This is a genomic window from Microbispora bryophytorum (genome assembly GCF_006874465.1).
GTDB classification, from domain to species: domain Bacteria; phylum Actinomycetota; class Actinomycetes; order Streptosporangiales; family Streptosporangiaceae; genus Microbispora; species Microbispora bryophytorum.
Map to the genome: position 1 here is coordinate 467,928 of NZ_VIRL01000001.1, position 12,299 is coordinate 480,226.

The following is a 12,299-nucleotide window of genomic DNA, read 5'->3' on the forward strand; positions in this document are numbered from 1 at the left end:
GCCTCCATGCGGCTCGAAATGCTCTATAAAGACCAGGGCTCGGGCGGCAACGGCTGCCCAGCTATCTATTTGGCCGAGAATGGGCAAATCGTGGTTCAGGGGCCAGCGGTCGACCGGGACACCTTCTCCAACCTCGTCAACGTTCTGCCGGGCGAGATCGCCCTACAGATTGCGCCTGAGGTGCTTTTGGGCGCCGTCGACAGGCTTCATGCCAAGAACGAGGCGCGCTGAGTGGGGCGAATGTTTCGCTCTCTCGACGACGCGGAGTTCAACCGCTTCTTCACCGAGTTCCGCTTCACTGCTTACCGTCTGGAGTCGCTGCAGCGTTACGACGTCTCCTACGAGAAGGCGGAGTTCGATCTCTTCCTAAGCGGCCAGCAGCGCGGTGAGTTCCCCGGGATCGCCCAGTGGATCGATGGAACGGTCAGGCCCGCGCGAGATTCCGGGAAGCTCCTGCACCGGGTCCACGTGGTGGAGGAACCCCTGTCCGATTACGTGCGGTTCGAGTGCGCCTGGGCATATGCGCACACCGTGCCAGCGGGTGAGGACGTGCGACTCATCCCAGTCCCGTCCGGGGAATGGCCCGAGGGACTCCCTCGCTATGACTACTGGCTCTTCGACTCGTCCAGCCTCATCACCATGCACTATAAAGAGGATGGTTCATTTGAGGCAGCGGAGATTGTGGACGACCCGCAGAGCATCGTTCAGGCCAATTTCTGGAGAGATATGGCAGTGAGCCAGTCTATCCCATTCACTGCCTTTGAAGAGAAATACGACGGCATATTTTAGTCTGCGGCGAGCTGACGGAAATGCAGGGCTCCAGCAACGAATTCACAGGTGACGCCGATTCCGTCGTGCAGATAGGCACTATGCACGGCTCGATCAACCTGACCCCTCTGACACGGGCACTGCCATTGCCGCGACAGCTTCCCCCTCCGGTGGGTGGCTTCGTCAACAGGGCCGAGAGCCTGGCCACGCTCGACCGCCTTCTCGCGGCCGAAAGCGGCACGGGCGTCCTTTCCGCCATCGCCGGCCCACCCGGGGTCGGCAAAACCGCGTTCGTCGTGCACTGGGCCCATAGGGTGCGTGACCGTTTCCCAGACGGAGATCTCTATATCGATCTCGGCGGCTACGGACCAGGTGCTCGGTTGAGTGCTGGCCAGGCTCTCGACAGCTTTTTAAGGGCGCTCAACGTCCCCAAGGAGAGCATCCCCGCAACCCTGGCGGAACGCGCCTCGCTGTTCCGCTCATTAGTCAGCGGCAGGCGAATGCTCGTAGTCCTCGACAACGCCGCAGACACCGCCACGGTCCGCCCGCTCCTTCCGGCATCACGCGGGTGCTTTGCCTTGATCACAAGCAGAAGTAGCCTGTCAGGGTTGGTAACGAGGGAAGGGGCGGCTCGTGTGACCCTGGACGTGCTCAGTGCTTCTGACGCCATCGAGCTGCTCGGACAAGTAATCGGCACTGCCCGCGTCACCGCAGAACCCCAGGCCGCAGCTCGTGTCGCCGAACTGTGCGGCCACCTCCCGCTAGCGCTGCGCGTCGTGGCGGAACGCGCGATAGGCAGGCCGCAACTTGCGCTCGCGGACCTGGTCGCCGAGCTCGAAGTGGAACAGCACAGGCTCGACTCCCTCGCCTCCAGCGAAGACGAACTCAGCGATGTGCGTGCCGCGTTCTCCTGGTCGTACCGTGCACTTTCGCCCGAATTGCAGCGAGCGTTCAGGTTGCTCGGCCTCCACCCCGGGCAGGAGTTCAGCACGGAGGCGGCCTTGGCGCTGCTCAATTCCACCGATCAGCGCGCCACCCAGCGGCTCCTGGACGCACTGTCCACGACGCATCTCCTGCAAACGGTGTCGGCAGGTCGATACCGCTTGCATGATCTGCTCAGGGCGTATGCGAAGGAACGTCTGAGGGCGGAGACCAGCGCGAGGGACCAGGCGCTGGCGGTTCGCCGGGGGCTGAGCTGGTACCTCCTGACCGCCGACACCGGTCGCAGAGCCATCCTCCCCTCCTCACACGAAGTTCCGCTCGTGCCGCGGGAACAGCTCGTCATTCCGGTATTCGACAACGCGGAGGCAGCCATGGGCTGGTTTGAGGTAGAGCGCCTGAACATCCTGGCCGCGTTGGACCAGGCCACGGACACCGGCCAGTACGACATCGCGTGGAAGCTACCCGTCGTGGCCGACGGCTTCTTCGAGCTTCACTCCTATTGGATGGAGTGGGAGAAGATCCACCGCACCGGCGCCGAGGCCGCCCGTGTTCTCGGCGACCGGCTGGGGGAAGCCTCGAACCTCTTCGCGCTTGGCGACGCGGACTGGCGCGGGGGTAGACGGGAAAGCGCGATAGCCAACTACGAGAGCGCTATCTCTTACGCCAGGCAGACCGACGACACGTGGCTCACCGGTTTTTCCCTCAGAGGGCTCGGGCTGATCCACGAGGAGATGAGCAACCGCGAGAAGGCGCACAACTGCTTCCAAGCCGCCCTTGAGGTCTTCCGCGCCGGAGGACTACGGCGAGGGGAAGGCATGACGCTGCTCAGCCTGGGCGAACACGCAGCCCTCCTCGGCCACTTCGACCAGGCGGCGCAGCTGGGAGCCGACGCCGTTCGGATCTTCGTCAAAATCAATGACGAATGGAGCCAAGCCTGGGGGACACTTCCGCTCGCCAGAGCGCTAAAGGAACTCGGCCGAGGTCCGAGATCACCGACGAATGGGACGGCAGGACATTCACCCTCACCAGCCTGGCCGTCCTTCCGGACCAGCGAGGCCGCGGCATCGGCAAGCAGCTCATCAACCATCTGCTCGGCACCCGAACAGAGGAACGCGCCGTCCTGTCGGTGCAGCCAACCGCCCTGGAAACGCAGAGCATCTACCGGCACCTCGGATGGCGCCAGGTCGGCAGAAACGGTCCCCTTCCTGGCGTCACTCCGCCTCGCTGGGACGTTTACGTCTTGGAATGCCTACCCCGCCTGAATCCCGATTCCTGATCAGGGAGAGCTCCCGCATGGATCCTGTCACCCTTGCCATCGCCGGTGCCGTCGCCACTGGTATTGCCACCCGTACTGGAGAGTCCGCCGGGACGGCCCTGACCACCCTGATCGGCCGCATCCGTGACCGTTTCCGCGACAGGCCCGCCGTCCTCGAATCCGAGGAGAGCGCGGCCGCCGCCCTGGAGACGGAGTTCACCAGAGATCCCAGGTTTCGTCAGGACTGTCATGGCCTGTGGAACCAGGCGCAGACCGGCGCCGTGGCCAACTCCTTCACGGGCCAAGCCAACAACGTGATCCAGGCCCGCGACATCCACGGAGACATCACCCTCTAAGTAGTGCTTCGTTAGGTTGATTCAATCTTGGGTCCGCGGTGGTCGATGCTGCTGCGCGTGCGCCTTCGTGGGGACCTCGGTGGGTTCGTGGCGGAAGTGTTCACCTCACTGGCGCGTCAAGGACCAGCAGTGAATCGCGGGCCGCATGCCCCCGCGCTGATCGGGTTCTGTAGCGGGAGCGCCCACAATAATTGGATCAGAACCCTTTTACATGGCCACGGACACGTGACCAGAAGTTGATGCGCGACAGCATGCACCCTCGCCTTCTCGTTCCCCCGCGTCAGCTCAGCTTGCCGGTGAGTCCGGCCTTCTTGACCAAGCGGCCCCAACGAGGGCTGCGGGCGAAGGTCCGAGCGATGGCGACACCGCTGGGCAGGTCTCCGTCCGCCTGACGGTTCTGCTGTGCCCAACGCCAGGCCTCTCGCTGTAGCAGTCGGCCGTTCCTGGTGGGCTCAGCCGCGACGGCTTTTTCCTCGTGATCGTTCTGTGGTTCCACTGGGTCAGCTTCCGCGTCGGCGGCGGGATCAGCGCTGAGGGCAGGCAGTTCTTGGGACTCGGCCAGTCCTCCCGCGAAGCGGCGAATCTGGGACATCAGGATCTCGTAGCTGCCGATCAAGGCCAGGGACGGCCAAGCGGCGATGATACGGCCGATCAAGCTGGGCTCCGCAACGGCGACATTCGCGCCGAGGCTGGCCAGGCTGCCGACCACGAGCAGGCTCCACGCCAGCATGCCGCCCCGAAGGCCGTAACGGTTGGCAAGGAGGATGGACATCGAGGCGACGACGATCAGACCATCGACGGCGAGCGGGATGAGCACTGCCGCGAGGTGGTCCTCACCGTGGCGCAGGCAGAGTTCGTGCATGTGCCTGAACGAGACGACCGCCGCGATCAGCGCCAGTAGCACGACACCAGCGATCGTCGTGCGTTGGATGCGGCGTACAGCGTGAGCGTCTGGTTCCGCCATCGCTCAGCCCTCCCGACCATGGAGAACGAGCGTGGTGGATGCCGCGAAGGGGATGTACGTATCGCAGGTGTCTTCCACCGTCATAACGTCCCAAGGGCATCCGGGACGGGACATCCTAACCCCAGCATTCACTCGCAGTGACAACAAACCGACGAGGTTACGGCGCGACGATCGTCGCGCGTCGGATGGGTGGGCGAAGATGCATCCTCTCCTCCGGGTCTCGCCCGTGTTCTCCCTCTGATTAGGGCTCTCCTTTCCGCGAATCGGGATTGGGCCGAAGGCGCCGTACTGAAGCAGACCTGCTCACCTCGCGGACCGATTCCGAATCTTCGAGAACGCCTCCAGCGCGGTCTCGTCGGCGTCATCGAGGGTGTGCAGGTACTTCTCGGTGGTGGCGATGGAGGCGTGGCCAAGTCGCTCCTTGACCACCTGCAGGTCGGCGCCGCCAGCGAGCAACCATGAGGCATGTGCGTGCCGCATGTCGTGGATGCGCACGTGGATCCCCAAGTCGGCTTCCTTCAGCGCGGGCTTCCAGACCTGCCGTCGGAACCAGTCAGCCGGGATGTGGCCGTCGGTGTCGCGCTGCCGAGGCTGGCGTGGGGCGTCCTTCCCTTCCTCACCTCGGCGTTTCGCCCGGTACTGCGCGAAAGCAGCGCGGCAGTACTCGCAGCGGCACTTGCCCGCGTTGTAGGCGGACAACGTCCCGTGCTTGTACGTCTTGGCGTTCTCGTTCGGCTTGGTCCAGCCGAGCGTGTCCACATCGGGAAGCGCCTTGGTCCGCGAACGAGCCCGCGGAACATGCTTCCAGGTGAAGAACAGGTCGTCGCGCTCCAGGCCTTCGCTCCTGATGTGCTCCTCGAGCTTGTCGACCATCTGCCGGCTCAGCTTGAACCGACGGAACTCCTTGTCCTTGGGGTACTCCTTGACGATGAAGCGTCCGCCGTCCGGGTGGAACTTCGGGTTGACCTCGACCACGGCGCGGCTCACGGTCAGGATCCGGGTTCTCGTGTTGAGGTCCTTCACTCGAAGTTCGGACAGCTCTCCCCACCGAAGCCCAGTCTCGATCGCGGTCTCGACGAGCAACTGCGTGTCGCTGTCGGGCAGGGCTTGATAGAGGACGTCGAACTGCTCGGGCGTGATCACAGTCCGGGGCTTCACGGCAACGGTCGGCGTTCTCACACCCCGGCCAGGGTGGATGTACGTCACCTGGTCGTTGAGCGCGGTCGTGAAGATGACGCTGAGCAGGACTTTGGCGTACTTGATGGTCGGTGCCTTGACGCCGTCATCCTTCAACTTGGCGATCCACGCCCTGACGTGCTCGGGAAGGATGTCGACCATTCGCATGGGACCGAAGGTCGGCAGGATGTGCCTGTTCAGCGTGTACGTGTAGCTCTGCATGGTCGACGGCTCCACCTGGTGGTTGGGAAGCCAGGTGTTCTTCACGTACTCGGCGAAGGTCTGCTTGCCCCGGCTGGGATGGCCGATCTTCCCCTGATCCATACGGGCTTCTGCCTGCTGCCAGGCCTTGTCCGCCGCCCGCTTCGATGAGTAGGTGCCCGCTGAGACAACGTTCCCGCGTATGTCCTTGTAGCAGGCCGTGTAGCGAACCCGACCGCGCGAGTCGAGCCGCTTGAACGAGTAGCCCAATTCACCCCCTTGATCGTCCGTTAGTGCCGCGTTAGTGGACCCTGCACCAGGAGCTGACATTCGGCAGGACCACGTAACACTCACACTAGGGCTTCTACCTGGGGTTTCACACAGATGGTGATGCCTTAAACACGTTCTGTTGAAGCGGCGCTCGCGGTTCGGGACGAAGAGGCCGTGGGTTCAAATCCCGCCACCCCGACCAGGTAGTTGCAGGTCAAGGGCCTGATCGCTGGAGACAGCGGTCAGGCCTTTGATCGTTCGCCGTCAGTCTGAGCGCCGCCAGGGGGCACTGACGGGATCTCCTGGGCACCTTGATGAACAAGCTCCGGCCATCGACGGCAGTTCAATTCACCCGGCATGACTCCGCGCGTTGCACGACACGAGGGGTTGCCCCGCTCCGCGAGCAGGTGCGAGCTGACGTCATGCACCGTTGGGACCCCGGTCAATCTCCGCCAACTCTCCCTCCTCAAGCGGATCTCAAGCGACGAGGACCTCAGCCGGCCGTGCGCCCTGTCTCAGTACAGTGGCGGGGTGTCGGGTGAGCAGGTGGGCGCGCGGGTGGACATCTGGATCTGGTCGGTACGGCTGACCAGGACTCGTTCGATCGCGTCCGACGCCTGCCGGGGCGGTCACGTCCGGGTCAACGGGGTGCGGGTCAAGCCCGCGCACGTCGTCCGGGTCGGTGACGAGGTCCGCCTGCGGCACGAGGGGCGCGAACGCATCGTGGTCGTCGCCCGCGTCATCACCAAGCGCGTCGGCGCCCCCGTGGCCGCCGAGTGCTACGTCGACAAGAGCCCTCCGCCTCCTCCGCGCGAGGAAACCTTGACGGTGGCCGTTCGGGCTCGCGGCGCGGGACGTCCCACCAAACGCGAGCGCCGCAGCATCGACAAGCTGCTCGGGCGCCCGGTAGTGGAGGAGCGGGACCGCCGGACACGCCCGGAGTGAACGGGCATGCCGCATCGAACTGGGTGCGGAGTCTGCCGTCGCCCACGTCGGCGGCCGCTGTTCTCCGCTTGGTCTTCCGGTGGTCTTCCGGCCGCCAGGAACACCGCCGCCGAGCTGGTGCTGACGGCGTCGCTGGAGCGTTCGAGGTCCGGGCAGGCCGAGTTTCGACGCTGGTGGAGGTCCGTCCAGTCAAAGACCGTACAGTCCCGAGATCGGATTGAGGCGGCCGCCATCGAGCGGCGTTGTCACTGGTTGGTCTGTGCTGGAGTCAGGCGCGCCTGGCGCAGCACCTGCCGTACCGACGCTTCCAGCGGGCTGTCCTCGCCGATGACCGTCTCGCACCCGTCCGGCAGCAGATCGCGCTCCTGATACCACTCCCGCATCTGGTCCGGGGTGAACTCCAATCGCTGAGGGCGGCTGTCGTGCCGCCGGAGCGTCTCCGGGAAGGACACGTCCAGGTAGAAGAAGACGCTGGTCCCGGTGTGGTCACGGCGCAGGGACTGCAACATGGCCCCGTACCGGCCGGCGGTGAGGATGCCTTCGAGCAGGACGTGATACCCGTGGTCGAGGGAGTACCGGACGATCGTGTCGATGAGACCGATGTTCACACCACCATGTACGTCCCGCTCCCGCAGCATCTCCCGCCGTACGACGTCTTGGCCGACCAGCGCCAGACCGCGGCCATAGGCGGCCCGCACGGCACGGGCGACGCTGGTCTTCCCAGAGCCGGAGTTCCCGCGAAGAACGATCAGACGGGTGTCGGGAGAGCCGGTACGCACCGCCTCAGAGTACGAACAGGTCGGGGGGACTGTACGGTGATCTCCACTGCACGGACCCGCGATCCTTCAGAAGCAACCTCACGTGCGGCACCGGGGAAGGGACGTGACCGCGGATCCGCGGATCCGCGGTCACGTCGAGACGAGCGTTAGACGGCCGTGCGCGACCACTGCTGGTTGGCGCCGGTGTTGCACGAATACTGCTTGAGGATCACGCCGTCCGCGGTCGACGCGGACGGTACGTCCACGCATTTGCCGCTGTGTCGTGCCCGGAGCTGGAAGTATCCACCGTTGGCGACCATCTGGAACTGCTGGTTGGTGCCGGTGCCGCAGGTGTACTGGATGAGCTCGGCGCCGTCGGCGGTCGAGGCGCTCGTCACGTCGAGGCACTTTCCGCTGTGGCGGCTGATTATGCGCCAGTAGCCGCTGCCGGCGTCCTGGAACTGCCACTGCTGCCATGGGTTGCCGCCGTAGGTGTACTGGTCGACGCGCGCGCCGTTGTTGGTGCTCGCCTGGAGGACGTCCATGGCCTTGCCGCTGTGGCGCGCATTGATCCTGTAGAACGTTTCCGGCTGCGGCGAAGGGGTGGAGTCGCCGACGGTGTCGCCCCAGGCGTAGCGGATCCGGTCGGCGCCGGATTGGTTGCGGATGCTCAAGGTGAGATTGGTGCCACTGCCGCCGAGGGCGTACATCGAGTACCAGTCGTACCCGATGGTGCCCGGCTTGCCGCCGAGGGCGGGCCAGTAGGTGCCGCCCATCTGGTTGTCACGCATGACCTGGGCCACGGCGCGGAGGTAGCGCACGAAGTTGTCGGTGCTGTTCGCGTCGGCGTAGTTGAGGCCGGTGGACATCGGCGCGCCGAATTCCGTCGCGATCGCGCGGGAGGCGCAGTTGCCCAGAAGCGTCTGAATGTGGCTTCGGAAGCCGTCGTAGGTCATCGCGCTGTAGAAGAAGGCGTAGTAGTGGAAGGACAGCAGCGTCGAGTTGAAGCGGCTGTCGTTGCAGATGTCCCGGAGGTCCTGGCTGAAGCCGGTACCGCCGATGAGCACCCGGCCAGGCACCGCCGAAGTGTGAGTGCTGAGCCAGTTCGCTGCTACGTTGCGCCAGTCCGCCGATGAGTAGCCGTGCGGCTCGTTCATCGGCTCGAAGTAGACGTTGCTGTTCGAGCCGTACGTGTTGGTCACGGTGGACCACATCGAGTTCCATGCGGCGAGGTTCGTGATCCTGCCGCCGGAGGCTGCGCCGTCCTCCCAATAGGCCAGAATGACCTTGAATCCGCGGTCGGTGGCGGCGTCGATGGCGCCGCGATAGGAGTTCCACCAGGTCGTGTTGGCCACCGTGTGAGTGTTGATGGGCAACCGGACGGTGTTGACCCCCATGGTGGAGGCCATGTGGTCGTAGAGCGCGTTGGCCTTGGCCCGTACTGTCGCGTTGCTGTCGGACTGGCTCAGGCCCTGCAGGACGAGCGTGCCGGTGCTGAAGTTGTCACCCAGCACGGCCCAGTTCATGCCTCGGAATTGGTTGGTGGCGGCATTGGCCGACGACGCGGGGACGAGGGCTGCCACTGCGGCGAGCGCGGTCACCACAAGGGCGATCAGCAACTGGCGCAACGACCGGATGCTCCGCGTTGGTCCTGATGAGTAATCATCAGACGCCATGCTCAGTGCCATGAAATGTCCCATCACGAGATCCGAATTGCTGGGTCGAACTTTCACTTGTGCACACTGTTAGCGATAACAACACCCACGGAGGCCACACGTTAGAGAGGGGGCGGTAGCGCGTCAACAGAAAGGGAGACGACGTGCTCGAACCGCTGGTCCGTCACGGACACCGCTGTAAATTTCAGACAGACTTCCTGTCGTCCCGACGGCGCCCCGACGGTGCCGATGAAACTCCACCACGCCTCGGCCACACGTTCCGCTCTCCGATCGCGGCCCGGTCGGTGCGGGGTACGAACAGGATCGCCTGCCGCCCGGGGGCGCTGCGGCCTACCAGGCCGAGGGCCGTCCCTGCTGGACACCGCGGAGGGACGCTGATCCTGAAGGTGTAAGTGTCGCCGTCGCGCCTGCCGTGCGGCTGTACGATCAAGCCGGTTCCGAAGATCGGAACCGGCCTTCTGCATTCCCGAGTGCCGACCTGGTGGCTATGCCGGTTGACGACTCGTATCGAATTCGCAGCGAACGCCATCGAGACTGGTATGCCTGCCGTCCGTTTGCTTGGCTGGTGGCATGGTTCTTCAGCGTCGGCCCGGGTCCTCTGGGCGAACTTTGGTGACGCTGGTCGTGGTGTCACTTCTGATTGGCGTCGTACTCAGCGCGGGTGTGTTGTGGATACTCACGCTGATACGGGATTCGTTGCTGGGGATGATCCCGATGCTGCCCTTCGATCCGCACTGGTAGACCGCCCGGCCCTGTCATCGACAGGCCCGAACGGGTCACCTCCGGCACCATCCACGCCGACGGCCAGTGCCTTTCTCACATGCGGCGCGGCGAACGGCGGGTGCCCGCGGACGAGCGCCACCTGCGCCAGGCCCGCAAGAAGATCGGCATGGTGTTTCAGCAGATCAACCTGCTCCCGAACATGAACGTCCTGCGCAACATCACCGACGGCGGATTCGGACGCGGGCCCATGCGATCAGCGCGATTTTCACCACGATGAGCACGATGACGACGTCGCCGGCGGCGGCGGTCCAGCATGATTCCGCTACGACCGTGCCGGCCACGCCGACGTCGGGCGCGCGACGCTGTACAAGTACTTTCCCGACGCCCAGGCCGTCCTCACCGCATGGCACGAACGCCAGATCAACGCACATCTCGACCGGCTCACCGCGGTGGCCGAGCCGGCTGAGCCGGCCGTCGTACGCCTGCGGGCCGCGTTGCGGACCTTCGCGGAGATCCAGTACGACTCGGCGCGCCACCATGGCGGTGAGCTCGCCGCACTACTGCACAGCGGTGAGCACGTCGACAGGGCGCGGCAGCGGCTACGGGAGTTCGTGGAGAACCTGATCGCCGAGGCCGCACAGGACGGGGATCTCCGTGACGATGTGGCGGCCGGGGAACTGGCCGGCTACTGCCTGCACGCCCTCACCGCGGCCGGCACGGTCGACAGCCATGACGCGGTCCACCGCCTGGTCGCCGTCACCCTGGCCGGGCTGGGCACGCCGGCTCCTCCGCCGTGATCCCTTGTCCGTTCGGCTGCCGATCGAATTCGTGATCAGGAATCGCTAGAGTGAGCGTCCCCCCGCTTGATCTCCTGGACGTGACGCGTGCGCCGTTATCGGTCGATCCTTCCCGCCGTGCTCGTGACCGGTGGATATACGGCGGCGCTCATGGTCGCCGTCGTGCTCGCGCTGACCGGCCGCGACGTCGGTTTCCTGTGGCGGCTGTCGCTGTTCGTCGAAGCGGACGAGGACGCCGTGGCCACGTGGCCCACCGTGCTCATCCTCGTCTTCGCGGGCGGGCTGTGGGCCTGGGCCCTGTGGCAGAGCCTGCGGGGCCTGCCGTACGGGAAGACGCTCCCGGCCGACCCCGAGACGCGCCCGCTGCGACGGGCTCTGTATGCGGCAGTGGCGTTCTGGGCGTTCTACGCGGTCATGCCGACCTGGCCGTGGTGGGCCGTGCTGCTCGACGTGCTCGTGACGTCGGTGGTCGTCATACTGTTCCACCCGGTGCTGCGCCGCAACGTACGTCACGCCGGCCTCGCCCTGGGCGCCGGCCTGCTGGCCCAGGGGAGCGTGGCGGCGACCGAGGTGTTCGACGTGCTCGACTGGCGCGCGGCGGAGCGCGCGGCGGCGCTCGGCGGGTTCGCCGCCGTCGGGACTCTGGTGTGGTCCGTGCTGGTGCTCGTGGCGCAGTGGCGGGACGGCCGTTGGGGGCGGGCGACCGTGTGGTACGGCGTCGCCTCACTGGTGGCTCCGGACGCGCTCCTCCTCGGGCGCATACCGCTGAGCGGGACCGGCGACCTCTACAACGTGTATGACGAGGCCACCTCGGCCGCCTCCGCCCTCTTCGTGATCTGGCTGGCCCGGTCCGCCCACGAGCTCGGGGGCGCGCCCAGCGGGCTCGCGCCGTACGTCCCGCCGGCCGACCGCAGAGCCACGCTCATGGTGGTGGCCCGCCTCACCGCGTGCCTGGTTCTGCTCCTTCCGCCGCTGGCCAACAAGCATCCGGCGTGGATCAGCCCGCACGTGTCTATCGAAAGACTGCCTCCCGTCGTGGGTGACGTGGTGGGCGCCGTATCCCCGGCGTTCTGGCACGCTTCGGAGCTGTTCGTCGGCGTCGGCGGCCTGTCCGTACTGGTGCTTGTCGCTCTGCATCGGCGGGCCGTGTTCTGGGCGGCGATGAGCGGCCTGTTCCTCACCGCGCTCGGCGGGCTCGCCGCCGTGACCCTGGTCGACCGGCGTGGGCCCGATCTCCCCGGCGGCTGGGTTCTCTCCCGGCCGGATGACGTCGATCTGTACGGCGTGATTGCGACCTTCTCGAGGCCGACCGTCTCACCGTTGTGGTTCACCGCAGCCTGCCTGGTCTCGGCCGCCCTGCTCTGGTCTCAGAGGCACCGGCGCCTGGCGACACCCTGCAACCGGATGTAACCCGGCTTCATGCCCGCGCCGGCGCGTCCCCGCTGTCGGGGCAGGCCGGGGGACGGGC

Annotated in this window: 13 protein-coding genes; 8 read left to right on the forward strand and 5 right to left on the reverse strand. The window is 65.7% G+C overall.

Features of this window, described 5'->3' with window-relative positions; all coding sequences use genetic code 11:
* The first annotated feature begins 6 nt into the window (after positions 1-6).
* Positions 7-231, forward strand: a complete 225-nt coding sequence (locus FLX07_RS02275; protein ID WP_142567726.1) for a hypothetical protein — start codon at positions 7-9, stop codon at positions 229-231.
* A gap of 9 nt (positions 232-240) precedes the next feature.
* On the forward strand, positions 241-789 hold the full coding sequence (locus FLX07_RS02280) for a DUF6879 family protein (RefSeq protein ID WP_030506723.1): 549 nt from the start codon (positions 241-243) through the stop codon (positions 787-789).
* 740 nt (positions 790-1,529) lie between these two features.
* Here FLX07_RS02280 and FLX07_RS38970 read toward each other — a convergent pair.
* Complete coding sequence (locus tag FLX07_RS38970; protein ID WP_464467227.1) at positions 1,530-1,877, reverse strand: hypothetical protein; 348 nt, start codon at positions 1,875-1,877, stop codon at positions 1,530-1,532.
* 755 nt (positions 1,878-2,632) lie between these two features.
* Here FLX07_RS38970 and FLX07_RS38780 point away from each other — a divergent pair.
* Entirely contained in the window at positions 2,633-2,986 is a 354-nt protein-coding gene (locus FLX07_RS38780) for a GNAT family N-acetyltransferase (RefSeq protein ID WP_223852996.1), read from the forward strand.
* 17 nt (positions 2,987-3,003) lie between these two features.
* Positions 3,004-3,321, forward strand: a complete 318-nt coding sequence (locus FLX07_RS02290) for a hypothetical protein (protein WP_142567728.1) — start codon at positions 3,004-3,006, stop codon at positions 3,319-3,321.
* A 280-nt stretch (positions 3,322-3,601) separates the two neighbouring features.
* On the opposite strand, the gene FLX07_RS02295 is transcribed toward FLX07_RS02290, so the two are convergent.
* Together FLX07_RS02295 and FLX07_RS38220 are read right to left on the reverse strand one after the other, a co-directional pair.
* Positions 3,602-4,285 (reverse strand): DUF2637 domain-containing protein, encoded by a 684-nt coding sequence (locus FLX07_RS02295; RefSeq protein WP_142567729.1) that lies wholly within the window; start codon positions 4,283-4,285, stop codon positions 3,602-3,604.
* Positions 4,286-4,588: 303 nt separating this feature from the next.
* Positions 4,589-5,932 (reverse strand): tyrosine-type recombinase/integrase, encoded by a 1,344-nt coding sequence (locus FLX07_RS38220; RefSeq protein ID WP_373292423.1) that lies wholly within the window; start codon positions 5,930-5,932, stop codon positions 4,589-4,591.
* A 531-nt stretch (positions 5,933-6,463) separates the two neighbouring features.
* Between FLX07_RS38220 and FLX07_RS02305 the strand changes: the two genes are divergently transcribed.
* On the forward strand, positions 6,464-6,877 hold the full coding sequence (locus FLX07_RS02305; RefSeq protein WP_229689456.1) for an RNA-binding S4 domain-containing protein: 414 nt from the start codon (positions 6,464-6,466) through the stop codon (positions 6,875-6,877).
* A 245-nt stretch (positions 6,878-7,122) separates the two neighbouring features.
* On the opposite strand, the gene FLX07_RS02310 is transcribed toward FLX07_RS02305, so the two are convergent.
* Positions 7,123-7,656 carry a kinase gene (locus tag FLX07_RS02310; RefSeq protein ID WP_142567731.1) on the reverse strand — a complete coding sequence of 178 codons (534 nt, stop codon included), beginning with the start codon at positions 7,654-7,656 and terminating at the stop codon, positions 7,123-7,125.
* Between the two features lie 146 nt (positions 7,657-7,802).
* The gene (locus FLX07_RS02315; RefSeq protein WP_208762032.1) at positions 7,803-9,263 is read right to left on the reverse strand and encodes an RICIN domain-containing protein; all 1,461 of its coding nucleotides are present in this window, start codon (positions 9,261-9,263) and stop codon (positions 7,803-7,805) included.
* Between the two features lie 868 nt (positions 9,264-10,131).
* On the opposite strand from FLX07_RS02315, the gene FLX07_RS02320 reads away from it, so the two are divergent.
* The 3 genes from FLX07_RS02320 (at position 10,132) to FLX07_RS02330 (ending at position 12,241) form a co-directional block, all read left to right on the forward strand.
* A complete protein-coding gene (locus FLX07_RS02320; protein ID WP_208762033.1) occupies positions 10,132-10,311 on the forward strand; it encodes a hypothetical protein in 180 nt (59 codons plus the stop codon).
* A 172-nt stretch (positions 10,312-10,483) separates the two neighbouring features.
* A complete protein-coding gene (locus FLX07_RS02325; RefSeq protein WP_142567732.1) occupies positions 10,484-10,831 on the forward strand; it encodes an SbtR family transcriptional regulator in 348 nt (115 codons plus the stop codon).
* An 87-nt stretch (positions 10,832-10,918) separates the two neighbouring features.
* Entirely contained in the window at positions 10,919-12,241 is a 1,323-nt protein-coding gene (locus FLX07_RS02330; RefSeq protein ID WP_142567733.1) for a hypothetical protein, read from the forward strand.
* The last annotated feature ends 58 nt before the right edge of the window (positions 12,242-12,299 follow it).

Coding starts and splice junctions, on each gene's coding strand:
- FLX07_RS02275 (WP_142567726.1), top strand. CDS start 7: ATGCGGCTCGAAATGCTCTATAAAGACCAGGGCTCGGGCGGCAACGGC.
- FLX07_RS02280 (WP_030506723.1), top strand. CDS start 241: ATGTTTCGCTCTCTCGACGACGCGGAGTTCAACCGCTTCTTCACCGAG.
- FLX07_RS38970 (WP_464467227.1), bottom strand. CDS start 1,877: ATGCAAGCGGTATCGACCTGCCGACACCGTTTGCAGGAGATGCGTCGT.
- FLX07_RS38780 (WP_223852996.1), top strand. CDS start 2,633: ATGGAGCCAAGCCTGGGGGACACTTCCGCTCGCCAGAGCGCTAAAGGA.
- FLX07_RS02290 (WP_142567728.1), top strand. CDS start 3,004: ATGGATCCTGTCACCCTTGCCATCGCCGGTGCCGTCGCCACTGGTATT.
- FLX07_RS02295 (WP_142567729.1), bottom strand. CDS start 4,285: ATGGCGGAACCAGACGCTCACGCTGTACGCCGCATCCAACGCACGACG.
- FLX07_RS02320 (WP_208762033.1), top strand. CDS start 10,132: ATGCGGCGCGGCGAACGGCGGGTGCCCGCGGACGAGCGCCACCTGCGC.